At 73.0% G+C, this 23114-nt stretch carries 25 protein-coding genes, 1 tRNA gene and 2 pseudogenes; 11 read left to right on the top strand and 17 right to left on the bottom strand.

Features of this window, described 5'->3' with window-relative positions:
* Nucleotides 1-13: 13 nt before the first annotated feature.
* The 3 genes from ABZ453_RS25115 to ABZ453_RS25105 are packed head-to-tail and all read left to right on the top strand — an operon-like array spanning nt 14 to nt 3942.
* A complete protein-coding gene (locus ABZ453_RS25115) occupies nt 14-2443 on the top strand; it encodes a GNAT family N-acetyltransferase (protein WP_359017893.1) in 2430 nt (809 codons plus the stop codon).
* Entirely contained in the window at nt 2440-3414 is a 975-nt protein-coding gene (locus ABZ453_RS25110) for an LLM class flavin-dependent oxidoreductase (protein WP_359017891.1), read from the top strand. The genes ABZ453_RS25115 and ABZ453_RS25110 overlap by 4 nt, the downstream gene beginning before the upstream one ends.
* A 12-nt stretch (nt 3415-3426) precedes the next feature.
* Complete coding sequence (locus ABZ453_RS25105) at nt 3427-3942, top strand: PaaI family thioesterase (protein WP_359017889.1); 516 nt, start codon at nt 3427-3429, stop codon at nt 3940-3942.
* On the opposite strand, the gene ABZ453_RS25100 is transcribed toward ABZ453_RS25105, so the two are convergent.
* The 8 genes from ABZ453_RS25100 to tdh form a co-directional block, all read right to left on the bottom strand.
* A complete protein-coding gene (locus ABZ453_RS25100) occupies nt 3936-5087 on the bottom strand; it encodes an acyl-CoA dehydrogenase family protein (RefSeq protein WP_359017887.1) in 1152 nt (383 codons plus the stop codon). The genes ABZ453_RS25105 and ABZ453_RS25100 overlap by 7 nt on opposite strands.
* 149 nt (nt 5088-5236) lie before the next feature.
* Nucleotides 5237-5310, bottom strand: a tRNA-Pro gene (locus tag ABZ453_RS25095).
* Between the two features lie 87 nt (nt 5311-5397).
* Nucleotides 5398-5757, bottom strand: a complete 360-nt coding sequence (locus ABZ453_RS25090; RefSeq protein WP_359017885.1) for an MmcQ/YjbR family DNA-binding protein — start codon at nt 5755-5757, stop codon at nt 5398-5400.
* Nucleotides 5758-5803: 46 nt separating this feature from the next.
* Nucleotides 5804-6340 carry a GNAT family N-acetyltransferase gene (locus ABZ453_RS25085; RefSeq protein ID WP_359017883.1) on the bottom strand — a complete coding sequence of 179 codons (537 nt, stop codon included), beginning with the start codon at nt 6338-6340 and terminating at the stop codon, nt 5804-5806.
* Nucleotides 6337-6918 carry an XRE family transcriptional regulator gene (locus ABZ453_RS25080; RefSeq protein WP_359017881.1) on the bottom strand — a complete coding sequence of 194 codons (582 nt, stop codon included), beginning with the start codon at nt 6916-6918 and terminating at the stop codon, nt 6337-6339. The genes ABZ453_RS25085 and ABZ453_RS25080 overlap by 4 nt, the downstream gene beginning before the upstream one ends.
* Nucleotides 6919-6964: 46 nt before the next feature.
* Entirely contained in the window at nt 6965-7894 is a 930-nt protein-coding gene (locus ABZ453_RS25075) for a LysR family transcriptional regulator (protein WP_359017878.1), read from the bottom strand.
* Nucleotides 7895-7935: 41 nt separating this feature from the next.
* Nucleotides 7936-9129, bottom strand: coding sequence for a glycine C-acetyltransferase (locus ABZ453_RS25070; protein ID WP_359018039.1), 1194 nt, complete (start codon nt 9127-9129; stop codon nt 7936-7938).
* Between the two features lie 57 nt (nt 9130-9186).
* Nucleotides 9187-10215: an L-threonine 3-dehydrogenase gene (gene tdh / locus ABZ453_RS25065; RefSeq protein ID WP_359017876.1), complete on the bottom strand. Its 1029-nt coding sequence runs from the start codon at nt 10213-10215 to the stop codon at nt 9187-9189.
* A gap of 238 nt (nt 10216-10453) precedes the next feature.
* Between tdh and ABZ453_RS25060 the strand changes: the two are divergent.
* Nucleotides 10454-10693: pseudogene (locus ABZ453_RS25060) on the top strand (MFS transporter); the annotation flags it as partial.
* A 13-nt stretch (nt 10694-10706) separates the two neighbouring features.
* Nucleotides 10707-11312, top strand: a complete 606-nt coding sequence (locus ABZ453_RS25055; protein WP_359017874.1) for a GPP34 family phosphoprotein — start codon at nt 10707-10709, stop codon at nt 11310-11312.
* A 125-nt stretch (nt 11313-11437) separates the two neighbouring features.
* On the opposite strand, the gene ABZ453_RS25050 is transcribed toward ABZ453_RS25055, so the two are convergent.
* The 9 genes from ABZ453_RS25050 to ABZ453_RS25010 all read right to left on the bottom strand — a co-directional run bounded on the left by ABZ453_RS25050 (nt 11438) and on the right by ABZ453_RS25010 (nt 19311).
* Complete coding sequence (locus ABZ453_RS25050) at nt 11438-12019, bottom strand: GAF domain-containing protein (RefSeq protein ID WP_359017872.1); 582 nt, start codon at nt 12017-12019, stop codon at nt 11438-11440.
* The gene (locus ABZ453_RS25045; protein ID WP_356766647.1) at nt 12016-12630 is read right to left on the bottom strand and encodes an ATP/GTP-binding protein; all 615 of its coding nucleotides are present in this window, start codon (nt 12628-12630) and stop codon (nt 12016-12018) included. The genes ABZ453_RS25050 and ABZ453_RS25045 overlap by 4 nt, the downstream gene beginning before the upstream one ends.
* Nucleotides 12608-12979, bottom strand: a complete 372-nt coding sequence (locus ABZ453_RS25040; RefSeq protein ID WP_133042168.1) for a DUF742 domain-containing protein — start codon at nt 12977-12979, stop codon at nt 12608-12610. The genes ABZ453_RS25045 and ABZ453_RS25040 overlap by 23 nt, the downstream gene beginning before the upstream one ends.
* A gap of 2 nt (nt 12980-12981) precedes the next feature.
* Nucleotides 12982-13416 (bottom strand): roadblock/LC7 domain-containing protein, encoded by a 435-nt coding sequence (locus tag ABZ453_RS25035; protein ID WP_133042106.1) that lies wholly within the window; start codon nt 13414-13416, stop codon nt 12982-12984.
* Between the two features lie 74 nt (nt 13417-13490).
* Entirely contained in the window at nt 13491-15782 is a 2292-nt protein-coding gene (locus ABZ453_RS25030; RefSeq protein WP_359017869.1) for an ATP-binding protein, read from the bottom strand.
* Nucleotides 15783-16189: 407 nt separating this feature from the next.
* The gene (locus ABZ453_RS25025) at nt 16190-16600 is read right to left on the bottom strand and encodes a VOC family protein (protein WP_359017867.1); all 411 of its coding nucleotides are present in this window, start codon (nt 16598-16600) and stop codon (nt 16190-16192) included.
* Nucleotides 16601-16689: 89 nt separating this feature from the next.
* The gene (locus tag ABZ453_RS25020) at nt 16690-17082 is read right to left on the bottom strand and encodes an AraC family transcriptional regulator (protein WP_358597038.1); all 393 of its coding nucleotides are present in this window, start codon (nt 17080-17082) and stop codon (nt 16690-16692) included.
* Nucleotides 17083-17089: 7 nt separating this feature from the next.
* Nucleotides 17090-17884 carry a DUF429 domain-containing protein gene (locus ABZ453_RS25015; protein WP_359017864.1) on the bottom strand — a complete coding sequence of 265 codons (795 nt, stop codon included), beginning with the start codon at nt 17882-17884 and terminating at the stop codon, nt 17090-17092.
* A gap of 179 nt (nt 17885-18063) precedes the next feature.
* The gene (locus tag ABZ453_RS25010; RefSeq protein ID WP_359017862.1) at nt 18064-19311 is read right to left on the bottom strand and encodes an MBL fold metallo-hydrolase; all 1248 of its coding nucleotides are present in this window, start codon (nt 19309-19311) and stop codon (nt 18064-18066) included.
* A 223-nt stretch (nt 19312-19534) separates the two neighbouring features.
* Between ABZ453_RS25010 and ABZ453_RS25005 the strand changes: the two are divergent.
* From ABZ453_RS25005 to ABZ453_RS24980, 6 genes and pseudogenes are all read left to right on the top strand, one after another.
* A pseudogene (locus ABZ453_RS25005) lies at nt 19535-20329 on the top strand (acyl-CoA dehydrogenase family protein); the annotation flags it as partial.
* Nucleotides 20330-20420: 91 nt separating this feature from the next.
* On the top strand, nt 20421-20552 hold the full coding sequence (locus ABZ453_RS25000; RefSeq protein ID WP_359018037.1) for an acyl-CoA dehydrogenase family protein: 132 nt from the start codon (nt 20421-20423) through the stop codon (nt 20550-20552).
* A 124-nt stretch (nt 20553-20676) separates the two neighbouring features.
* Nucleotides 20677-21855, top strand: a complete 1179-nt coding sequence (locus ABZ453_RS24995) for a Glu/Leu/Phe/Val dehydrogenase dimerization domain-containing protein (protein ID WP_359017860.1) — start codon at nt 20677-20679, stop codon at nt 21853-21855.
* Nucleotides 21856-21885: 30 nt separating this feature from the next.
* Nucleotides 21886-22140, top strand: a complete 255-nt coding sequence (locus ABZ453_RS24990) for a hypothetical protein (RefSeq protein ID WP_359017858.1) — start codon at nt 21886-21888, stop codon at nt 22138-22140.
* Between the two features lie 11 nt (nt 22141-22151).
* Nucleotides 22152-22478 (top strand): DUF1330 domain-containing protein, encoded by a 327-nt coding sequence (locus tag ABZ453_RS24985; RefSeq protein WP_359017856.1) that lies wholly within the window; start codon nt 22152-22154, stop codon nt 22476-22478.
* Nucleotides 22479-22487: 9 nt separating this feature from the next.
* Nucleotides 22488-23108: a TetR family transcriptional regulator C-terminal domain-containing protein gene (locus ABZ453_RS24980; protein WP_358597014.1), complete on the top strand. Its 621-nt coding sequence runs from the start codon at nt 22488-22490 to the stop codon at nt 23106-23108.
* The last annotated feature ends 6 nt before the right edge of the window (nt 23109-23114 follow it).

Raw genomic sequence — 23114 nt, 5'->3', positions numbered from 1 at the left:
CGACGGGACACCGGTGAGCACTCCCCCGTACCCCTCGTACCCGGACGACCTGGAGCGGCCCGGGCTGGTCAGGACCGGGCGGTCGACCTTCGTGAGGCCCATCCGGCCCGAGGACTCCGACCGCCTGGTCGCCTTCGTGGGCAGCCTCTCCCGGGCGACCCTGGCCTACCGCTCCCTGGGCCCGGTGGTCCGCGCCCGCGACGACGTCATCCGGCGCGGCGCCCAGGTGGACTACCTCAACGAGCTGGCCCTCGTCGCCCTGGCCGGCGACGAGATCGCCGGCCTGGTCCGCTATGTCCGCGACCCCGCCGAACCGGAGCACGCCGAGGTCACGTTCACCATCCGGGACGACCACCAGAGCGAGGGGTTCGGCCGGCTGCTCCTGGAGCACATCGCGGCCGCCGCGCGCGCCCGCGGCATCCGGGTGCTGGAGGCCGACGTCCTCGCCGACAACACCCGGATGATCAACGTCTTCCTCGGCTCCGGCTACCGGGTGGAGGCCGGACCGCCCGGCCAGATCATCCACTTCGAGATCGCCGTCGACCCGCAGGCCCAGGCCGTCGCACGCGCCGAACGCCGCGAACACACAGCCGTACGACGCTCCCTGCGGCCCCTGCTCGAACCACGCTCGGTCGCCGTGATCGGCGCCAACCGCCGCCCCCTGACGATCGGCCACGAGATCGTGGCCAACCTGCTGCGGGGCGGCTTCGACGGCGGCGTCTTCCCGGTCAACCCGCGGGCGGAGCGCATCGCCGGGGTGCGGGCCTACGCGGGCGTGCGAGACCTTCCCGAGCCGCCGGATCTGGCGCTGGTGGCCGTGCGCGCCGAGGCCGTGCCCGAGGTCGTACGGGAATGTGCCGAGGCCGGGGTGAGGGCGGTGGTCGTCGTCTCGACCGGCTTCGGGGAGACGGGGACCGAGGGGCGCTCGGCCGAGCTGGAGCTGGCCCGCTTCGCCCGCGCCTCCGGGATGCGTCTGGTGGGCCCCAACTGCATGGGCGTGCTCAACACGACGCCCGCCGCGCGGCTGGCCGCGACCTTCTCGCCCGCTCTGCCGGCGCCCGGCCGGGTGGCGATGTCCAGCCAGTCCGGGCCGCTGGGGCTCGCGGTCCTCGACCACGCCCGGCGGCTGCGGCTCGGCTTCTCCGGCTTCGTGTCGGTGGGCCACGCCGTGGACGTCTCCACCGACGAACTGCTCCAGTGGTGGGAGGAGGACCCGGCGACCTCGGTGATCCTGCTGCACGTGGAGACGTTCGGCGATCCGCGCCGGTTCGCCCGCGTCGCCCGCCGGGTCGCCCCGCGCAAGCCGATCGTCGCCGTCCACCCGGGCCCCGCGGACTCGGTGGCGAGTTCGCTGTTCGCCCAGTCCGGGGTGATCCGCACCAGCAGTCTCCAGGAGCTGTTCGACGTCGCCCTGCTGCTCGCCCACCAGCCTCCGCCGCCCGGCGACCGGGTCGCGGTGATCACCAACGCGGGCGGCCCCGCGGCCCTGACGGTCGGGGCGTGCACGGCGAACGGTCTGCGCGTGCCCGCGCTCAGTGAGCGCACCCGGCACAAGCTCCGCTCGTCCCTCGCGCCCCACGCCGAGGTCGCCAACCCGATCGACCTGACTCCCATGGCCACCGCCGCGCACTACCGGCGGGCGCTGGAGGCGGCCCTGGCGGACGACGGCGTCGACGCGGCGGTCGTCCTGTTCATGCCGCCGCTCGCGGACAAGCCCGACGAGGTGGCGGCCGCCATCCTCGACGCGGCCGCGACCGCCCCGGACAAGCCGGTGGTGACGAGCTTCCTGGGCGGCGCGGGGGTCGCCGACCTGCTCCACCGGGACGAACTCGTCGTCCCCACCTACACCTTCCCCGAGGCGGCGGCCGCCTCGCTCGGGCACGCGGCGGCCTACCAGGCCTGGCGCAGCACCCCCGCGGGCGTCGTCCCGGACCTCGCGGGAGTCGACGCCGAGCGCGCCCGGTCCCTCGTCGCCTCCTGCGCCCCCGGCCCGGTCGCGGACGCGGTCGCCGTGGAGTTGCTGGCCGCGTACGGGATCGCCGTTCGCGACGTGCCACCGGGCCCGGGTCCGGACGCGTTCCTCTCCGTCGGCGCGGACCCGGTCTTCGGGCCGGTGGTCTCCTTCGGTCTCACCGGGGCCTACGCCGACCTCATGGCGGACGTGGCGCACCGCGTCACCCCGCTCAGCGACCGCGACGCCCGGGAGATGGTCCGCTCGCTGCGCGCGGCCCCGCTGCTGGACGGCCGGGCGGGCGGGCCCGGGGTGGACCTCGCGGCACTGGAGGAGACCGTCCTGCGGGTCTCGGCGATGGTCGACGACCTCCCCCGCGTCGAGGCCCTGCAACTGCGTCCGGTACGGCTGCTGCCGCCCGGGCACGGGGTCGCCGTCACGCACGCGGCGATCCGACTCGCGGACGACACCCCAGGAGGCGGTCCGGCGTGAAGGTGGGCATCTACTTCGACCTGCGCAACCCCCCGCCCTGGCGGCAGAGCTGGTCCCGGGTCTACGGGTTCGCCCTGGAGATGTGCGAGGAGGCGGACCGGCTGGGCCTGGACTCGGTGTGGTTCTCCGAGCACCACGGCTTCGAGGACGGGTATCTCCCCCAGCCGCTCACCATGGCGGCGGCGGCCGCGGCCCGTACCCGCCGGGTGCGGCTGGGCACCGCGGTCGTCCCGGCGCCCCTGCACGCGGCCCCCGAGCTCGCCGAGCAGGCGGCCGTCGTGGACATCATCAGCGACGGTCGCCTGGACCTCGGTCTGGGCACCGGCTACCGGGTGCCCGAGTACCGGCTGTTCGGCGCCGACCTCGCCAGGCGCTACACCACGACCGACCAACGGGTGCGGGAGATCCGCGGCCTGTGGGCCGAGTCCCTGGTCACCCCGGGCCCGGTCCAGGACCCGCTGCCGATCTGGCTCGGCTACCAGGGCCCGCAGGGCGCCCGACGGGCCGGCCGGCTCGGCACGGGGTTGCTGTCCCTGAACCCCGCCCTGCTGGCGCCGTACCGGGAGGGCCTGGCTGAGAGCGGGTACGAGGCCTCGGTGGCCCGGATGCAGGGTTCGTTCACCACGTTCGTCACCGAGGACCCCGAGGGGGACTGGCCGGTGGTGCGCAAACACCTGGCGTACCAGTGGGACAGCTACCGCCGGTACATGGTGGAGGGGACGGACCGGCCCGTGCCGCGCCCCATCGACCCGGAGAAGTGGCGGGAGACCGGGCTGAGTGCGAGCGGCGTCGGACAGTTCCTGTACGGCACCCCGCAGGAGATCGCCGAGGCCGTCACGGCGTACGTGGCAGGGTTGCCGGTGGAAGGGGTGTTCCTGTGGGCCTCGCTGGCCGGGATGCCCGAGGAGATGGTGGCCCGCCAGGTCCAGCTCATCGCCGGGAAGCTGCGTCCGCTGCTCGCGGATGTGTGACAGGAGGAACGGATGGGGAACGCGACGGGGACCTGGGCGGGCGCGGACTTCCAGGAGCCGCCCCGCAGCCCCGGCGGGGTGGCGCTGTGCGGAGCGTGCCGGGGTTCCGGTTCCTGCCGGCTGGGCGTGCGGCGTGAACGTCTCGACGACGACGGTGTGGCGTGGTTCGAACTGTCCTGCCCACGCGACCAGGAGGGCGGCCCCGATGTGGCGCACGGCGGCTGGACGGCGGCCGTGCTGGACGACTGCCTCGGTCATCTCCCGCTGCTGCACCGGGTGTTGAGCGTGACGGCGGAACTGAGCGTGAGCTTCGTCAAGCCCGTGCCGGTGCAGCGGCCGCTGGAGGTCAGGGCCTGGGTGGAGCGGCGCGAGGGTTCACGCTGGTACATCAAGGGGGAGATGGTCCTGCTGCCGGCCCGGGCCGTGCTGGCCCGGGCCTCCGGGATCTGGGTGACCCGGGACCGGGGCCATTTCGCCCGGCACGAGCAGTGGCTGGCCGGGCAGGACGCGGCCGGGGGCGGTCAGTAGGACCGCAGGCCCATGCTGCGGGCGATCCCGTTGCGCTGGATCTGGCTGGTTCCCCCGGAAATCGTGGCGACGATCGACTCGCGGTAGCGGAAGCTCATCACGCTCTCGGTCGAGAAGCCGTGCCCCGCACAGACCTGCATGCCGAGCCGGGCGGCCGCCACATAGGTCTCCGAACCCTTCAGCTTCGCCATCGAGCCCTCGCGGGTGCACGGCTTGCCCTGGGCGAGCAGCCAGGCGGCCCGGTAGGCGAGCAGCCGGGCCGAGTCGATCTCGGTCTGCAGGTCGGCCATGGCGTGGGCGAGTGACTGGAAGTTGCCGATCGGGCGGCCGAAGGCGTGGCGGGTGCGGGCGTACTCGAGCATCTCGTCCAGGGTGGACTGGGCGGCCCCCAGATAACCGCCGGTGATGATCACCTTCTCCAGTTCGATGTTGGAGAGCATCACCTTCCAGCCGTCGTCGCGCGGGCCGACGAGGTTCTCCTTCGGGACCCGGACGTCGTTGAAGAAGACCTCGTTGGTGCCGAGGATGTGCCGGGCGAGCGTGGGGGTGCGGCGGACCTCGACGCCCTCGGTCGCCGGGTCGACGAGCAGCAGGCTGATGCCGCCGTGCTTCGGCTCGCGGGGACCGGTGCGCACGTAGGTGGCGATGGTGGTGTCGGGCAGTCCCGCGCCCGTGCACCACGCCTTCTGCCCACGCACCAGAAAGTGCTCCCCCTGGTCCTCGGCAGTGGTGCGCAGCGCGGCGGCGTCGGAGCCGCTGTCGGGCTCGCTGAGGCCGACGGCGAGCCGGTGGCGGCCGGTCATGACCTGCTCGCGGATGAAGGCGCGCTGCGCCTCGCTGCCCCATCGGAAGACCGTGATCCCGGGGATGAGCACGCCGATGTAGCACATGGCCACGTCGAAGCTGGCGCGCCCCAGCTCCTCGGCGATCAGCACGAGCTCCAGCGGCCCGCCGCCGTCGCCGCCCTCCTCCTCGCTGAACGGGAGGGCGAACCACCCCATGTCTGCCATCCCGCGGAACAGCTCGGGCGGTACGGCCCCCTCCTCGTCCCACCGCTTGGCCCGTTCGGCCGGGCACACGTCGGCGACGAACTGCCGTGCCGTCGCGCGCAACAGATCCTGCTCGTCGGTCAGCCCGAAGTCCACGGCCACTCCTCGCCACCCAGTCGCTCATTTATCTATCTAATTATTCTATGTTAGCGGATAGGGGAGCGGGTGAGTCGGTCCGAGGAGTCTTTTAGGGAAAACGCAACCAGCGGGTCTGCCATAGTCGGCAAACCCGCTGGTGAACACCGTCGGGACGACAGGATTTGAACCTGCGACCCCTTGACCCCCAGTCAAGTGCGCTACCAAGCTGCGCCACGTCCCGGTGTCTGTCTGACCTGGGGTTTCCCCCGGCCGGACGCGTTAGGAAACCATACCGCACTCCGGCCGTTGATCGCGCACGGCTTTTGTCTCAGCCGCCGGCCGGCAGCCCCAGCTCGGGGTAGGCCTCCAGCAGCCGGGTGGGGGCCGCCTGGCGCCAGGAGTCGGCGAGGATGTCCCGCAGCTCCCCCTCGTCCTCCAGCGCGGCGAGGCGGACCCGGACCCAGGCGAACTGCGCCTCGTGGCCGGCGATCCAGAACTTCTCCGGCTCCGCCAGCACCAGCTCGTCGCGCTCCTCCTTGGGGCAGCGCACGGCGATGGACGTCTCGTCCTCGGGCAGCGTGGCGAACATCTTCCCCGCGACCCGGAACGTGGGCATGCTCCAGGCGACCTTCTCCGCCGTGTCCGGCAGGGCAAGGGCGATACGGCGTACGTCTTCGGCATCCTGCATGCCCCGCACGGTAGCGGCTGCCACTGACAAGCACCTGGTGAGGACGTCAGTCGTCGCTTTCTCCGGGACCGGCGAGCCGCTTGTAGTAGATCGACGTCGGCCGCAGGACGGCGTCGGGACTGGCCGCGTAGTCCGGTATCGCGCCGACGCGGGTCCACCCGGCCGTGTCGTAGAGCCGCTCGGCGAGGCTGTCGGTCTCGGTGTCGAGGTGCAGCAGGGTGACGCCCGCCGCGGCCGCCGCGGACTCGGCGGTGGTCAGGAGCGTGCGGCCCAGGCCCCGTCCGCGGGCGTCCCGGTGCACCATCAGCTTGACCAGTTCGGCGCGGTGCCGGCTGTTGGGCTTGTCCGGGAAGGCCAGGCCGACGGTGCCGAGCGTGCGCCCGGCGTCCCGCGCCGCCCACACCGCGAGCCGCCCGGCCGCCACGCCGGCCACGCGCTCCTTCCACCAGGCGAGGGCCTGCGCGCGGTCCAGCGGCGCGAGGAAGCCGACCGAGGCTCCGCCGTCGACGGTGTCGACCAGCAGGTCGGCCAACTCCTCCACGCGCGCGTGCAGTTCGGTCACGTCCAGTCGCTCCACCCTCACGGCAGCACCACCGCCAGCACGTACCGGACCTCCTCGGCACCGGCGCACCTGAACCGCGTCGGACCCCACACCCGCAGCCGCAGACAGTCCCCGGCGCCGAGCCGGTGCTCCACGTCCTGCGCCATCACGTCCAGCGCTCCCTCCAGGACCCAGATGTGCTGTTCGAGACCGGCCACCGGCGGCCGGTCGTAGCCGATGTCGGCGCCCGCCGCGAGCCGCCCCTCGACGAGCTCGCCGCGCAGTCCGGCGTGCGGCGGTGACACCGAGCGCCGCACGAAACCGGAGGCGCGGTCCTCCCACACCGGCTGCTCGGCGGCCGGCACCAGCAGCGCGGGCTCCACCTCGACCTCGCTGAGCAGCCGGGACATGGTCCGGCCGTAGACATGACACAGGCGGTTCAGGAGCGCGGCGGTCGGGCTGATCTCCGCCCGCTCGGCCCGCGACAGCGTCGACCTGCTGATCCCGCTCCGCTGCGCCAACTCCCCCAGCGACCAGCCCCGTTCGGCCCGCAGCTCGGCGAGCCGCGCGGCGAGCCGGGCGTCCACCGGGTCCGGGGCGACCTCCTCGGTGCTTCTCATATCCGGGACGCTATCCCGGATATGAGAAAAGCGGGTTACGGAGGCCTCACAGCACCGCCGTCTCTCCCGGGACGTCCGGCCCCGCCGCCTCCCCCAGCGCGTCCAGCACCGGCCGGATCAGCGGATGCTGCTCGGCGCCCCGGCGCACCGCCGCGAAGACCCGCCGGGTCGGGGCGACCCCGTCGACGGGGCGGACGACCACTCCGGCCAGGTCCATGCCCTGCAGCGCCGACCTCGGCACGAGCGCCACCCCGGCGTCGGCCGCGGCGAGGGCGACGACGGCGCGGAAGTCGTCCGAGGAGTGCTCCAGGCGGGGCTGGAAGCCGGCCGTCTCGCAGGCCAGCACGACCACGTCATGGCAGGGGTTGCCGGGGTAGGGGCCGATCCAGGGATCCTTGGCCAGGTCGGCCAGCGGGATCTCGGCGGCCTCGGCCAGGCGGTGGCTGACCGGCACCACCGCGTCGAAGGGCTCCGCGTACAGCGGGACGTGCGCGAGGCGCGGGTCGTCGGCCGGCGGGGCCCCGCGGTACTCGACGGCGACGGCGACGTCCACCTGCCGGTCCAGCACCATCGGCAGGCTGGCGTCCCCCTCGGCGTCCTGGACACGCAGGCGGATGCCGGGCGCGGTGACGGCGAGGCGGGCCACCGCCGGGGCCACGACCTGGGCGATGCCGGTCGCGAAGGAGGCGACGGTGACCGTTCCGGCGGCGCCCGAGCCATACGCGGCGAGCTCGGCCTCCGCGCGCTCCAGCTGGGCGAGCACGGCGTTGGTGTGGCTGAGCAGGATCTCGCCGGCCGGGGTGAGCCGTACGCCCTTGGCGCCGCGCTCGACCAGGCGGTGGCCGGTCTCCTGCTCCAGGGCGGTGAGCTGCTGGGAGACCGCGGAGGGGGTCAGATACAGCGCGGCGGCAGCCGCCGTCACCGTGCGGTGGTCGGCCACCGCACGGAGGATGTGGAGCCGCCGCGCTTCGATCATGGGATCGATTATCGCAACATGTCCCGGACGGCCGGGCCGGGTCAGCCCTCCAGCTCGGCCCGGGCCGCCACGAAGGCGTCCACGGCGCGGTTCACGTCGTCCGTCGAGTGCGCGGCGGACAGCTGGACGCGGATGCGGGCCTTGCCCTGCGGCACCACCGGGTAGGAGAAGCCGATCACGTAGACGCCCCGCTCCAGCAGCAGCTCCGCCAGCCGGGCCGCCTTCGCCGCGTCACCGATCATCACGGGCGCGATCGGGTGGTCGCCGGGGAGGATTTCGAAGCCCTCCTCGGTCATACGGCGCCGGAAGAGCGCGGTGTTCTCGGTGAGATGGACGCGCAGGTCGTCCGCCGCCTCCAGCAGGTCGAGCACCTTCAGGGACGCGGCGGCGATCACCGGGGCCAGCGTGTTGGAGAAGAGGTACGGCCTGGAGCGCTGGCGCAGCAGGGCGACGATCTCGGCGCGGGCGGCCACGTAGCCGCCGGAGGCGCCGCCGAGGGCCTTGCCGAGGGTGCCGGTGACGATGTCGACGCGGTCCATGACCCCGTGCAGCTCGGGGGTGCCGCGGCCGCCGGGGCCGACGAAGCCGACGGCGTGCGAGTCGTCGACCATGACCATGGCGTCGTAGCGGTCGGCGAGGTCGCAGATCTCGCGCAGGGGTGCCACGTAGCCGTCCATGGAGAAGACGCCGTCGGTGACGATCAGCTTGCGCCGCGCACCGGCCGCCTCCTTCAACTGCCGCTCCAGATCGGCCAGATCGCGGTTGGCGTAGCGGAAGCGGCGGGCCTTGGACAGGCGGATGCCGTCGATGATCGAGGCGTGGTTGAGGGCGTCGGAGATCACCGCGTCCTCGGCGTCCAGCAGGGTTTCGAAGACGCCGCCGTTGGCGTCGAAGCAGGAGGAGTACAGGATCGTGTCCTCCTGGCCGAGGAACGCCGACAGCCGCGCCTCCAGCTCCTTGTGGACCTCCTGCGTGCCGCAGATGAAGCGGACGGAGGCCATGCCGTAGCCCCAGCGGTCCAAGGCCTCGTGGGCGGCGGCGATCACCTCGGGGTGGTCGGCCAGGCCCAGGTAGTTGTTGGCGCAGAAGTTGAGGACCTCGCCGGGCCGGCCGCCCGCGGTCACGTTCACGGTCGCGGACTGCGGGGTGCCGATCACCCGCTCGGGCTTGTGCAGACCGGCGGCGCGGATCTCGTCGAGGGTGGCGCGCAGGTCGTCGCGCACGGAGTCGAACATCATCAGTCCCTAAAGAGGTTCAGTCCCTGAGGAGGTCGGAGAGCGGTCGGAGGAAGGTCAGAGGGTCCAGTCCAGGATGACCTTGCCGCCGCGGCCGCTCGCCGCGTCGGCGAAGGCCGCCTCGAAGTCGCGGTGGCCGTACCGGCCGGTGATCACGGGGGCGAGGTCGAGGCCGCCCTCCAGCAGCACCGACATCGCGTACCAGGTCTCGAACATCTCCCGGCCGTAGATGCCCTTGAGCGTGATCATCGAGGTGACGATCCGTGCCCAGTCGACGGGAAACTCCTCGGCGGGCAGGCCGAGCATGGCGATACGGCCGCCGTGCGTCATGTTGGCGATCATGTCCCGCAGCGCCTCGGGCCGTCCGGACACCTCCAGACCGATGTCGAAGCCCTCGCGCAGGCCCAGCTCCCGCTGTCCGTCGGCGATGGCGGCCCGCGACACGTTCAGCGCCAGGCTCACGCCGATCTTGCGGGCCAGTTCCAGCCGCTCCTCGCTGACGTCGGTGACGACGACGTTGCGGGCGCCCGCGTGCCGGGCGACGGCGGCGGCCATGAGGCCGATCGGTCCGGCGCCGGTGATCAGCACGTCCTCGCCGACGAGCGGGAAGGACAGCGCGGTGTGCACGGCGTTGCCGAACGGGTCGAAGATCGCCGCGACATCGAGGTCCACGGGCACCCGGTGGACCCACACGTTGGCGGCCGGCAGGGCGACGTACTCCGCGAAGGCCCCGTCGCGGCCGACGCCGAGCCCGACCGTGGCCCGGCACAGATGGCGCCGCCCGGCGAGGCAGTTGCGGCACTTGCCGCAGACCAGGTGGCCCTCGCCGCTGACCCGGTCACCGGGCTTGATGTCCGCGACGTCGCGCCCGGTCTCCACGACCTCGCCGACGAACTCGTGGCCGACGATCAGGGGAGTGCGGATCGCCTGTCGCGCCCAGCCGTCCCAGGACCGGATGTGCAGGTCGGTGCCGCAGATGCCGGTGCGGAGCACCTTGATGAGGACGTCACCGGGTCCGACGGCGGGCTCCGGGACGTCCGCGAGCCACAGACCGGGCTCCGCCTTCTGCTTGACCAGCGCCTTCACGCCATGGCTCCTGTGCTCGGGGACCCGGACGCGGGCACGCCGAAGCGGGCCCGCGTCCGGGGAGGGGGGTGGAATCACCTGCAATCTGCCGCACCGGACCACCCCCGGTCCATCGAGGTTTTCTTAAGCCGCGCCGCAGCCTGGCTTCACGCCCCCTCGTCGCGGCGGGAGACCTGGTAGCGGGCGAGGTATCACTCCTCCCCCACCCGGGTCGCCAGGACCACCGGTTTGACCTTCCACCGCCGGGTACTCCGCCGGCCAGCTCCTCGGCCCGCTGGTCGTCGCACCGCTGCTGCACCACGGCTACCGGCCCGCCCTGCTGCCGGCCGCCCTCGTGGTCCTGGGCGCGGCCGTGGCCGTCGCCGTGCTGCGGATCGGCTTCCCGCACCACATGGTCGTAGAAGGACACACAGCAGCCTCGGGGCGGCGAGAATCGAGAAAGGACGCGGACGCTCTCGCCCCGCACTCGGCCAACTGACGTGGAGTCGCTCATGACCACCGCACGGGACCTCGCGATCGTCGCCCTGGAGGCGGCACCGGACCGGCCCGTCGAGCAGGGCGACCTCTCGCTCGCGCTCGCGGGAGCCGAGGTGTTCGACCTCATCGAGGCCAAGGCGCTCGTCCTGGACGGTGACCGGATCCTGCCGAGCGCCCAGACGCCCACCGGTGACCGGCTGCTGGACGAGGCCGCCGGGACGCTCGTACGACAGGAGCCGTACGAGTCGGTCGAGGACTGGCTGTGGCGCCGGGGCCGCGGACTGTCCTCCGCCTACGTCGAGGACTTCGAACGGGTCGGACTGACCGCCCGCCCGCGCGGCCAGCGGATTCCGCTGCGCACGTCCCGCACGCAGCTCGTCGACTCGGCGGCCCGGCGCGAGGCCGAGGACCGCTGGGCGGCGGGCGAGCCGATCCTCGCCGCCCTGGCGGCCGCGGCCGGCATCCGGGACGAACCGGCCGAGGACGCGGAGGCCCTCGCCGGCGAGACGGTCACGACGGTCCTGGCCGCCGTCGGCGACGCGGTGATGGAACTGGAGGCCGTACGCCAGCGCAGGGCGATCGAGGACGCCGCGTTCGACAACGTGTGGCGGGGCTACTAGAGCGCGCCCGCGGAAACCGGTCGAGAGCGCCACGGGCTGCGACGCCGGCCGGATGCTGCGCCGGCCGGCGTCCGTCTCCTCGAACAGCCGATACCAGACCGGTCGGCTGGTGGTCGCGGCGCGCCTCAGAGCAGCGGCAGCCCGTCCGCCTCACGCCGTTCCAGCCGGGCCACGAGCTCCGCCGCCGAGGACTTGATGGTCTCCAGACCGGGTTTGCCCCAGGGCCGTGGCGCGACGTCGGCCACACACAGCGTGCCGAGCGTCATCCCGGTGCTGTCGATGAGCGGGGCGCCGAGATAGGAGCGGATGCCGAACTCGTCGACCATCGGATTGCCCGCGAACCGGGGGTAGTCGCAGACGTCCTCCAGCACCAGCGCCTTGCGCCGGACCACCACATGGGGGCAGAAGCCGTGATCGCGGGCGAGTTCACGGCCCAGCACGGGTGTCGTGCCGTCGGTCCTCACGAACGGCGGCGCCACGTCCGGCAGATGCAGGCCCGCGAAGAACTGGCGGTGCTGGTCGATGAAGTTGACCATGGCGTACGGCGCCCGGGTGAGCCCGGCGAGCCGGCCGGCATAGGCGTCGAGATCGGGGTCCGGGCGTTCACCCAGGCCGAGTTGACCGAGGCGCAGGGTGCGGGCGGGGGCCTCCTTGTCCTCCGGGGTGAGCAGCAGACGACCGGCCGGACGCGCGGGGTCGTACCTCATGGGCGGTCACTGGGGACGTGGGCGCCGTGGCTCGGCGCAGGGGCCGGGGCGTGCGCGATCAGATGCCGTACGAGCGTCAGCAACGTCTGCACCCCCGAACTGGAGATACGGGCGTCGCACCGCACCACCGGGATCTCCGGCGGCAGGTCGATGGCGGCACGGACCTCCTCGGGGTCGTAGCGGTAGGAGCCGTCGAACTCGTTGATGGCGACGATGAAGCCCAGGCCGCGCTGCTCGAAGAAGTCGACCGCGGCGAAGCACTCCTCGAGGCGCCGGGTGTCGGCGAGGATCACCGCGCCGAGCGCGCCCTCGGAGAGTTCGTCCCACATGAACCAGAACCGCTCCTGGCCCGGCGTGCCGAACAGGTAGAGCACGTGTTCCGGATCGAGGGTGATGCGGCCGAAGTCCATGGCCACCGTCGTCTCGACCTTGTTCTCGATCCCGTCGAGACGGTCGGTCGCGGCGCTGACCGTGGTGAGCAGCTCCTCCGTGCTCAGCGGCGCGATCTCGCTGACCGCGCCCACGAAGGTCGTCTTGCCGACCCCGAAACCGCCCGCGACCAGGATCTTCAGTGCGGTCGGGAAGGGGTCAGAGCTGTCGTCGTAGTCCATCGAGCACTGCCTCCAGAAGGGCCCGGTCAGTCGGGTTGTGGTGGAACTCGGGTGGCTTGGTGGTCAGCGCCCCGCAGTCGACGAGGTCCGACAGCAGCACCTTGGTGACCACCGCCGGCAGCTTGAGATGGGCGGCGACCTCGGCGACCGACACGGGCGCGCGGCACAGGTCGAGCGCCTGCTGGTGCTCGGGGCCGAGGTAGCCGAGGGGCGTGGCCCCGGTGGCCATCACGTGCGACAGCAGGTCGAGGGCGATGCTCGGCCGGGTGCGGCCGTTGCTGACCGTGAAGGGGCGCACCAGCCGTCCGGCCGCGTCGTCGAGCCAGGGCCCGTCGCCGGCCGTCACCACGCTCAAGGCCTCATCGCCGGGGGTTCGACGGCATGCTGCCGGGGCGCGGTGACCAGGTACGGGCGGACGCTCTTGACCAGCATCGCCATCTCGTAGCCGAGGACCGCCGCGTCGGCCTCGCGGCCGGCCAGTACGGCGAGACAGGTGCCGGAGCCGGCGGTGGTGACGAACAGCAGGGTCGCGTCGAGCTCCACGACGACCTGGCGGACCTCGCCGCCGTCGCCGAAGCGCACCCCGGCGCTGCGGCCGAGGGAGTACAGGCCGGAGGCCAGCGCGGCCATGTGGTCGGCGCTGTCCGCGTCCAGGCCGTGGACCGACTTCACGAGCCCGTCGCAGGACAGGAGAACCGCACTGGTGGTGTGCGGTACGCGCTGCACGAGGCCGCTCATCAGCCAGTCGAGATCGGATACATGACCGGTCGGCGCATCGCTCGCCATGGTGGATCGACTCCTTGGGGTACGAAGGTCTGCGGGAGCGGCGGGGGTGAGTACGGGGGTGCGGGCTGGGCTCGTCATCCGGCTGGTGCGCTCCCGTCGTGCCGGGTGGGACGGTCATGGCCGCGAGCCGCAGCCGGGCGCGCCTCCGCTATGTGCGCGGGGTCCATGCGCGGTACGTCCCTACGCGGTACGTCCATGCGCGATACGTCCATGCCGTGCGGCGGAGTGGTGGCGGAGGCGTCAGTCTGGGGACCGGCCGTGTGGCGGACCGCCGTGTGGGAGGCGTCGGGGTGACCCAATGCGGAGGTGTGCGGGTCGGACATGTGGGCGCCCCCCATGTCGTCCAGGGCTTCCAGATGGGAGCGCTCCATGGGTGGCGCCGCCATGGGGTCCGTGCCCATGTGGTCCGCCTCCAGGTGCTGCTGGGCCTCCGCCAGGCCCATGCCCCGTTGGAAGGCGGCCATCAGGCCCGGGTCGTGGCCGGTGTGGGCGTCGGTGTCCTGGCGGGGCGCGGGACCGTCGCGCAGCTGCGGTGCGATGTGCTCCTGGGCGCGGCGGCGCGGGAGTTGGGGCTTGCCCATGGTGCCGCGAACCGTCCCGGTGCGGGGCGTGGCCGACGCGGCCACGTTCTCCGCGACGACCCGCCGGTCGTCGGGCCGGATCCCGGGCACGGCCTCCGCGGGATTGGGCCGCTCCCCCTGGGCACCCCGCACGGGCAGCGGCGCGGGGCCGCTCCCCTGCCCCGTGGCGTGACCATCACCCGCGCCACCCGCCATACCGCCCCCCGCGACGGAGACGTCCGCCCCGGCGCGGGCCGGCAGGACGCCGTCTGCCGTGCCGCTGTGCAGGCCGGAACTCCGCGGCACGGCGCCGCCGGTGGGGCCGTCGCTCGTCATGGAACCGTTCACCGAGGTGCCGTTCGCAGCGACGCCGGCCCGCATACCGCCGCTCGCCCCGGCTCCGCCCCCGACGGGGCTCGCCGATGTGCTGCCGTTCGGCGTTCCGGCGGCGGTATCCGTGCTCTCCCACGGCTGTACTCGTCGCGGTGTCGGCGGTGGGGGCACGACGCGGTGGCCGCCGGTCGCGGGACCCGGGCCGGACGACTGGGTCGGCGTCGCCGTGGCGCCGTGCGGTTGGGGTACGGCCCCGGGGGCGCCCTGCGCCGGGCCCAACAGGCCCTGCGGTACGACGAGTACGGCCTGGACGCCGCCGTAGATGTTGGTCTGCAGCCGGACGTGGATGCCGTGCCGCCGCGCCAGCTGCGAGACGACGAACAGCCCGATGCGGCCGTCCGCGAGCAGGCTGGCGACGTTGACCTGGTCGGGGTCGGCGAGCAGCGCGTTCATCTTCTTCTGCTCGGCGACCGGCATGCCCAGACCCCGGTCCTCGACCTCCACGGCGAGCCCCGAGGTGACGAGGTTGGCCCGCAGCAGGACCTGGGTGTGCGGGGCGGAGAACACCGTGGCGTTCTCGACCAGTTCGGCCAGGAGATGGATGACGTCGGCCACGGCGTGCCCGCGCAGGGTGCCGTCGACCGGCGGCCCCAGCTTCACCCGGGAGTACTGCTCGACCTCGGCGATGGCGGAGCGCAGCACCTCCGTCATGGACACCGGATGGCTCCACTGCCGGCGGGAGACCGCACCGCCGAGGACGGCGAGGTTCTCCGCGTGGCGGCGGATCCGGGTGGCGAGGTGGTCGACGTGGAAGAGGCCCTTGAGGAGGTCGGGGTCCTCCATCTCGTTCTCCAGCTCGTCGAGGATCGAGATCTCCCGGTGCACCAGCGACTGCAACCGCCGGGCGAGGTTGACGAACACCTCGAGCTTCTGTTCGCTGCCCGCCTGGCTGGACAGCTGCGCGGCCTGCACGACGGCGGTGACGGCGCCGTCGTGCGCCCGGCTCAGGTCGGCGGCGAGCAGTTCGAAGTCGTCCGCGTCGTCGGCGGGCGCGCCGCGCGGTGTGCGCTGGGGCGGGGCCTCGCCACGGCGCAGCGCCTCGACGAGCGCGCGCAGATCGGCCTCGCCGCGCGCGGCACTGCGGCGCAGCGCGGCGACGCGGTCGCTCACGGTCCGGGCGGCCCGGCCGGCGGCCACGGCCGCGGTCACGATGCCGGCCAGCGCCACCGAGACCGCGCCGCCCAGCACTCCCCACAGCGTGAGCCCGGGCCGGACCCCGGCGGAGCGGACCGTGAACAGCACGGCCGCGCTGGCGCTCAGGGCGACCGCGATGGGCGGCAGCACGGCGAGCCGGAGCAACTGGGGCCGTATGTGGGTCTCGGGCAGCGAGGCAGCGGTGCGGGCGACGGGCCGTCCGTGCCGTCCGCCCTCACGGCGGTCTGCGCGTGCGGCGGGTGCGCGGAGGTGAGACATCGGTGTCCTCGTCGTACGGGTCCGTCGGTGCCCGGGGCGCGGGCTGCGCGGTTCGGGCAGGGGTTGCCCGATGGACACTCACAGTAGTCGCCAAGGCATCATGTGCGGTGGGCAGTTGACAAAGTCCCACGCGAAGCCTCCCGCTCTGGTATGAGGCGTCGTACGACAGACCGATAAACACGGCGGACAGCCGATCTGGATCGAGAACGGATCGATCAGTGCTGGTCAGAAGTGGTCGGCAGGAATGATCGAGGGCCGGGGAGTCATCGCTCCCCGGCCCTCTCGGATTGCCGCCGATTGCCGCCGTCCGCCCGCTCGCCGACCGGACCGGACCGTTTCGGACGCTCCCCGAACGCCGACGGGTCAACCCCTGAACGTCACCGTCCGTGTCAACGGTCGACGCCTATTCACGCCTTCGGCTGGGTGAAGCGGATGCTGTTGCCGAAGGGGTCCCGCAGGCCGCAGTCGATGCCGTACGGGCGCTCGGTGGGCTCCTCGGTGAACTCGACGCCCTTGGCCCGCAGCGTTTCGTAGGTCTTGCGGCAGTCCTCCGTGCCGAAGATGAGGAAGCCGCCGGTCGCCCCCTTGGTGAGCAGTTCGCGGACCTGCTCCGCGGTCTCCTCGGACAGACGCGGCGGGCCGGGCCGCTCCAGCAGGACCTCGCGGTCGGGCTGGCCGGGGACGTTGACGGTGAGCCAGCGCATGAAGCCGAGGTCGGCGTCGGTGTTGATCTCCAGGCCGAGCTTGCCGACGTAGAAGTCGAGGGCCTCGTCCTGGTCGAGTACGTAGATCTGCGAGTGCGTGATTCCTGTGAACATGGGCATCACGCTACGAGCCCCGCCCGGCGAAAACTTATCCAAAACTGCTCAGTCGCCCGAACGCCGGGCAGACCGCGACGGGCCGGCCGTCAGGCGCTCGGCCGCATCCACGCCATGGTGAAGCAGGTCGGCACGTCCAGGGCCACGGCCTCCTTGCGGTACTCGCGCGGCGAACGGCCGACGACGTCGCGGAAGGTGCGGCTGAAGGTGCCGGGGCTGCCGAAGCCGACCTCGAAACAGATGTCGGTGACGCTGCGGTCGGTCTCGCGCAGCAGGAACATCGCGCGTTCGACGCGGCGGCGCTGGAGGTAGCGGTGCGGGGTCTCGCCGAAGGTGGCGCGGAAGGTGCGGGCGAAGTGGGCCGGGGAGACATGGGCGATCCGCGCCAGGGCCGGTACGTCCAGGGGCTGCGCGTAGGCACGGTCCATCGCGTCCCGGGCGCGGAGCATCCGGCGGTTGGTCTCTTCGGCGGCGCGGCTCACGGCGCCATCACACCACGGGTCCGCTCAGGGCTGCGAGGTCTGGGCCGGGCAGGTGGATCCAGCCCTCCCGCAGGGCGGCGGCACGCTCCTCCGCCGAGGAGGGCCACCGGGTGTCGCCCACCAGCACCGCACGGGCGACCAGGGCGCAGACCAGTGCGTCGAGGTGGTCGTGGCTGGCGACGCACCGCGTGCGCACCTCTTCGGGCAGCACCCGCCCCAGCCCCGTCTCGAGGGAGCCGAGCACGTGCTCCCGCACCGCCCGCGCGTCGGGTGTGGGGTTCTTGTAGCTGCCGGCGGGACGGATGCCCCACAGCCGCAGCGCGGCCGCGGGGTACACCTCGGCGACCGGCCCGGATCCGTCCCGCGGCACGGATCCGGTGCCGAGGGCGTCCAGGAGGCGGGCCGCCCGGAGCGCGACCACGCCGAGGAGGTCGGTGGAGACCGACAGGGGCGGCCGCGTCGCTGTCGCCTTCCAGGTGAGGTCGTCGGTGAGCCGGAAGCGCAGCGGGTCCAGTCCCGGCCTGCCGTCGCTACGGTCCCCGAAGCGGGCCGGGGACGGCAGCGGCAGCCCCTGATGGTGCGCCGCGATCGTGTCCACGAAGCCGGTCGGCCAGCCGAGCGGACAGTCCAGCCCCGTCTTGTCGGCACCGCTGACCAGGGCCAGCAGTTCCTCGTCCCCGTCCGGCACGACGAACTCCACCGTCGGCACGCCCAGGTGGTCCCACTCCACCCGGCACACGGCGGTACGCCGAGCGCTGGCGGCGAGATCGACCCCGACGGTCACGACCTGCCGACGCGGCATTCCGGACCCCTCCCGCACCTGCTCAGCCGACGCCCCGCACACTCATGCCCCGGCGTCCCTCCGTCGAGCACCACCACGACCCCCGGGATCACGGGCCGGACGACCACCCCGTGGTCCCCGTCGGTCGCCGCAGCCCGGACGACCGTCCCCTGGTCCTTGTCGGTCGCCGCGGCCCCCCCTTACCCGGCCGGCACCGTCTCCGGGTCCCCGCTCCCCTCGGCGCCCCTCGCGTCGGCCTGTTCCTTCGCCGCCGAGTCCGCCGCCGTCTTGATCGCGGCCCCGGCGACGGCCTCCGCCGTCGGCCGGCCGCCCGCCGGCTCCTGGGCCACCGCGCGCCACCAGGGGTCGCCGGGGACGGTCTCGGCGGTGGGCTCGAACGGCTCTCCCGGACGGGGCAGCGCGATACGGGAGCCGGTGGCGTGGGCGGCGGCGACCGTGCCCTCGCCGGGCTCGGCCCAGGGGTGGGTGGCCAGGTTGAAGGTGGCCCAGTGGATCGGCATCATCACGCCGTGCGGCGCTCCGCCCTGGAGGTCGAGGTGGGCGCGCATGCCCTCCTCGGGCGTCATGTGGATGTCCGGCCAGAAGTCGGAGTACGCGCCGATCTGGATCATCGTGGCGTCGAACGGACCGTGCGCGGCACCGATGTCCTTGAAGCCCTCGAAGTACCCGGTGTCGCCGCTGTGGTAGACGCGGTGCTCGTCCCCGGCGACCGACCAGGAGGCCCAGAGGGTGTGCTGGGTGTTGCGCATGCCGCGTCCGCAGAAGTGGCGGGCCGGGGTGGCGGTGAGGGTGAGGCCGCCGATCCTCGTCTCCTCGTGCCAGTCCAGCTCGCGGATCCGGTCGGCGGAGACACCCCACAGCTCGAGGTGCTCGCCGACACCCAGCGGAACGGCGAACAGGGTGTCCGTGCCGGCCAGTGTCTTGATGCTGGGCATGTCCAGGTGGTCGTAGTGGTCGTGCGAGATGACGACGACGTCGACCGGGCCGAGCGCGGCGAGGGGCAGCGGCACGGGGTGCAGTCGCTTTGGGCCGACGAAGGAGAACGGGGAGCATCGCTCGCCCCAGACGGGGTCGAACAGGACCCGGTGTCCGTCGATCTCCGCGAGCACGCTGGAGTGCCCCATCCAGGTCAGCCGCAGCCCGGTGGCGGGCGGCCTGGCGATGTCCGAGAGCGTGGTGGCGTGCACCGGGATGTTTCCCTTGGGGGCGCGCCGGGGCCGCTGCTCCTTGTCGAAGAAGACCTTCGCGAAGTCCATCGTCGAGCCGGAGGGCCGGGTCCGGGTGGTGCCTCCGGGATTCTGGAAGACGCCGTCCTTGAAGTGGGGCGATCTGCGGATGCGCGCCATGCGCTCACCGCTCGGGTCCGCGCCGAAGGCCGCGGGCTGCAGCGCGCGGAGCCCGGAGCTCAGGGAACGGAAACCGGACACGGTACCTCCAGGTGGAGTCGGTGAGGCATTCCATTATGGTCGCCCCCTCGGACAACACGGGGATCGTCCCGTTCCTGCCGGACGCTTTCCAAAGAAAACCCAAAGAAACGAACCCTTCCCCGCCGGTCCCGGACTGGACGGCGGCCCCGTTGACACGGGACCCGACCGCTCCCGATACTGACCCGCGATTCAGTAGTTTTCCCGGCGGCCCGCTGGAGGCACCGTGTCCGACCTGCTTACTGAGCTCGTCCCGCTCAGTCCGGAGCAGTACGACATCGTGGACCTCACCCGCGCGTTCGCCCGCGAGGAGATACACCCTCGCGCGCGTGCCGTCGACGAGGCGGACGTCGAGACGCCGTGGGACCTGTGGCGCAAGGCCGCCAAGGTGGGGATCACCGGCTTCATGCTTCCCGAGGAGTACGGCGGGGGCGGCTTCACCGACGTGGTCACGCAGGTCCTGGTCCAGGAGGAGCTGTGCGTCGGCGACCTGGGCATCGGCAATCTGCTCTGCTCGAACGGCCTCTTCGCCGACCCGGTCCTGGAACTGGGCGCCGAGGAGCAGAGGCGCGCCTGGCCGACCCCGCTCACCGGCCCCGACACGCCGATGACCGCCCTGGCGACCACCGCGCCGGGCGCGGGCTCCGACGCCGCCTCGATCATCACCACGGCCCGCCGCACCGAGGACGGTTACCGGATCGACGGCCACAAGGCGTGGATCTCCAACGCGGGCGAGGCCGAGCTGTATGTGGTGTTCGCCAAGACCGACCCGTCGCTGCGCTCCCGGGACGTGTCCGCGTTCCTGCTGCGCGGGGAAACCAACGGTGTCTCCTTCGGCACGGTGCTGGGGGCGGCCGCTACGGGCGTGGCACGGGCCGCGTACGAGTACGCGCGCGACTACGCGCGTGAGCGGCGACAGTTCGGCAGGCCGATCATCGAGCACCAGGCGGTCGCCTTCCGGCTCGCGGACATGCGCACGCGCGTGGAGCGGGCCTGGCTGATGACCTGGCGGGCCGCGCGCCGGCTGGACGCCGGTCCGGGAGCGACCGCCGAGGCGGCGACGGCGAAGCTGACGGCCTTCCGAGACCGCCGCCTACTGCACCTGGGCGGCCGTGCAGACGCTGGGCGGCTGGGGCTACTCGCGCGAGTTCCCCGTCGAGCAGTGGATACGCGACGCCAGGCTGGAGGAGATCGAGGAGGGCACGTCCGACATCATGCGGCTCGTCATCTCGCGCAACCTGTGACGAGCGGTGACCGCGCTGCCGCGGGAGGGGGGCGGCAGCGCGGCCGAGCGTCCCGGTGGCGTGCACGCCGCCCCTCCCTGTCCCCGTCCGCCCCATCCCTGATCACCCCCGTCGAGGAGACCGCATGACCGCCCCCCTGATGTCGCTCACCTGGACCGACCACCTCACCGGCCGCCAGGGGTTCCTCGTCGTCGACCGGCTGGTGCGCGGCGTCGCCAGCGGCGGGCTGCGCATGCGCGCGGGCTGCACCCTTGAGGAGGTCGCCGGGCTCGCGCGCGGGATGACCATGAAGGAGGCGCTGCACTACAACCCGGAGGGCCGCTACATCCCGCTGGGCGGAGCCAAGGGCGGTATCGACTGCGATCCCCAGGATCCGGGGGCGTACGGGCTGCTGGTGCGCTATCTGCGCGCCATGAGGCCGTACATCGAGAGCTTCTGGACCACCGGTGAGGACCTCGGTCTCACCCAGGACCTGGTGGACCGGGCGGCGGCCGAGGCGGGGCTGGTCTCCTCCATCCAGGCCGTGTACCCGCTGCTGGACGACGAGGCGACGGCCCGGCGACGGCTCGCGGACGCGTTCGCGGTCGACGTGGACGGCATCGGGCTGGACGAACTGGCCGGCGGCTGCGGGGTCGCCGAGTCGGCGCTGACGGCCCTGGACCGGGCCGGTGTGCCGTACGCGGGCACTCGGGTCGCGGTGCAGGGCCTGGGCACCATGGGCGGGGCGACGGCGCGCTTCCTCACGCGCGCGGGGCTGACCGTCGTCGCCGTCGCCGACATCAAGGGCACGATGGTCAACCCGGCGGGCCTGGACGTGGAGACGCTGCTGGCCGCGCGGGACGCCTACGGCACCGTCGACCGCGCCGCCCTGCGCCCCGAGGACCGTGAACTGCCCGGCGACGCCTGGCTGTCCGCCGACGCGGAGGTGCTGGTGCCCGCGGCCGTGTCGTACGCGATCGGCGCCGCCGAGCAGGAGCGGATCACCGCCCGCTGGATCGTCGAGGCGGCCAACATGCCGGTGCTGCCCGAGGCGGAGGAACTGCTCGCCGCGCGCGGGGTGACCGTGCTGCCGGACGTGGTCGTCAACTCCGGGACGAACGCCTGGTGGTGGTGGACCCTGTTCGGGGACATCGGCGCCGACGCGGACGAGGCGTTCGCCCACACCCGGCGCTCGATGCGAGCCCTGGTGGAGCAGATGCTGGCCCGCGCGGAGGCGGACGGGACGACCCCGCGCGCGGCGGCCCACGCGATCGTCGCCGACCGGCTGCCGGTGATCGCGGAGCGGTTCGGGTGGTATCGGTGACACAGCCGACCGGCCGGTGACGGACGGGGCGTGAGCGCCCTGCCGGACGCCCTGTTCGACCCGGCTTCCGTGGGCGTCGTGGGCGCCTCCGACAACCCGGAGAAGTGGGGCTACTGGCTGACGAAGGGCGCCCTCGCCGGACGGGGGCGGCGCGCCGTGCATCTGGCCGTGGCGCGGGCGGCGGCGGCGCATCCGGAACTGGCCGAACTGGAGGTCACTCCCCTGCTGGTGCACCCCGGTGGGGCGCACGCTCTGGACGCGCACGGCGTGCTGGGGGCCGGATAGGGTCGGGCGGCGTGACGGTTCGACTGTGTTGTCTGCTGTGGGCCCGGCCAGGTGCCGGCGAGGCCCTGGGCGGTTACGAGGACAAGGTGCTGGCGCTGCTGGGCGAGCACGGCGGGCGGGTGCTGCAGCGGGCCCGCGCCGACGGCGCCGAGGGGCGTCCGGACGAGATCCAGCTGATCGAGTTCGACTCGCCGGCCGGTTTCGACGCCTTCATGGCGGACGAGCGGCGCGCCGCCCTGGCCGACGAGCGCGACGCGGCGGTCGCGCGGACCGAGCTGTACCCGGTTGAACTGGTCGGACAGCGGCCCGACCCCGCGCCATCAGCGGCGACGGAATAGGGTGACCGCGTGGCGAGAGTGCGGTTGAGCGTGGCGGAGCGGCGTGAGGAGTTGCTGCGGGCGGCCATCGAGCAGATCGAGGCGCGGGGCGTGGCGGCGGTCAGGATCGCCGACGTGGCCTCGGCGCTCGGCGTGAGCAACGCGCTGGTGCTGTATCACTTCTCGACCAAGGAGAAGCTGGTGGCCGCCGCGTTCACCCACGCGGCCGAGGACGACCTGGCGCATCTGCGCAAGCTGCTCGGCCGGCGCACCACGGCGCTGCGGCGGCTGCGCTCGGCCGTGCGCTGGTACGCGCCGACCGGGCAGGCCAAGGGCTGGCGGCTGTGGATCGAGGGCTGGGCGGCCGCCCTGCGCGAACCCGTGCTGCAGGAGGTCACCCGTGACCTCGACCGGCGGTGGAAGGCGGCGCTGGCCGAGGTCATCGCCGAGGGCGTGGCCGCGGGCGAGTTCCGCTGCCCCGACCCGTTGGGCACGGCCCTGCGGCTGACGGCGCTGCTGGACGGGCTCGCCGTACAGCTGACGTCCTACCCGGGCGCGGTGTCACGGGCCCGCGCCCAGGAATGGGTGGACGAGGCGCTGGCCCGTGAACTGGGCCTGGAGCGGGAGGCGTTGACCGCGCCGGAGCGGTGAGCTCCC

Origin of the sequence: Streptomyces sp. NPDC005799 (assembly GCF_040630525.1) — a bacterium.
Lineage (GTDB): Bacteria > Actinomycetota > Actinomycetes > Streptomycetales > Streptomycetaceae > Streptomyces > Streptomyces griseorubiginosus_B.
The sequence above is the reverse complement of the archived record's forward strand: the minus strand, read 5'-3'. Positions and strand labels throughout refer to the sequence as shown.

What these genes read in the sequence shown, in the direction of transcription:
- ABZ453_RS25105 (WP_359017889.1), top strand. Translation starts at nt 3,427, where the DNA reads ATGGGGAACGCGACGGGGACCTGGGCGGGCGCGGACTTCCAGGAGCCG.
- ABZ453_RS25090 (WP_359017885.1), bottom strand. Translation starts at nt 5,757, where the DNA reads ATGCAGGATGCCGAAGACGTACGCCGTATCGCCCTTGCCCTGCCGGAC.
- ABZ453_RS25030 (WP_359017869.1), bottom strand. Translation starts at nt 15,782, where the DNA reads ATGTCTCACCTCCGCGCACCCGCCGCACGCGCAGACCGCCGTGAGGGC.
- ABZ453_RS25045 (WP_356766647.1), bottom strand. Translation starts at nt 12,630, where the DNA reads ATGGACTACGACGACAGCTCTGACCCCTTCCCGACCGCACTGAAGATC.
- ABZ453_RS25075 (WP_359017878.1), bottom strand. Translation starts at nt 7,894, where the DNA reads ATGATCGAAGCGCGGCGGCTCCACATCCTCCGTGCGGTGGCCGACCAC.
- ABZ453_RS25080 (WP_359017881.1), bottom strand. Translation starts at nt 6,918, where the DNA reads ATGAGAAGCACCGAGGAGGTCGCCCCGGACCCGGTGGACGCCCGGCTC.
- ABZ453_RS25055 (WP_359017874.1), top strand. Translation starts at nt 10,707, where the DNA reads ATGACCACCGCACGGGACCTCGCGATCGTCGCCCTGGAGGCGGCACCG.
- ABZ453_RS25025 (WP_359017867.1), bottom strand. Translation starts at nt 16,600, where the DNA reads ATGTTCACAGGAATCACGCACTCGCAGATCTACGTACTCGACCAGGAC.
- ABZ453_RS25050 (WP_359017872.1), bottom strand. Translation starts at nt 12,019, where the DNA reads ATGAGGTACGACCCCGCGCGTCCGGCCGGTCGTCTGCTGCTCACCCCG.
- ABZ453_RS25035 (WP_133042106.1), bottom strand. Translation starts at nt 13,416, where the DNA reads ATGGCGAGCGATGCGCCGACCGGTCATGTATCCGATCTCGACTGGCTG.
- ABZ453_RS25015 (WP_359017864.1), bottom strand. Translation starts at nt 17,884, where the DNA reads ATGCCGCGTCGGCAGGTCGTGACCGTCGGGGTCGATCTCGCCGCCAGC.
- ABZ453_RS24995 (WP_359017860.1), top strand. Translation starts at nt 20,677, where the DNA reads ATGACCGCCCCCCTGATGTCGCTCACCTGGACCGACCACCTCACCGGC.
- ABZ453_RS25070 (WP_359018039.1), bottom strand. Translation starts at nt 9,129, where the DNA reads ATGTTCGACTCCGTGCGCGACGACCTGCGCGCCACCCTCGACGAGATC.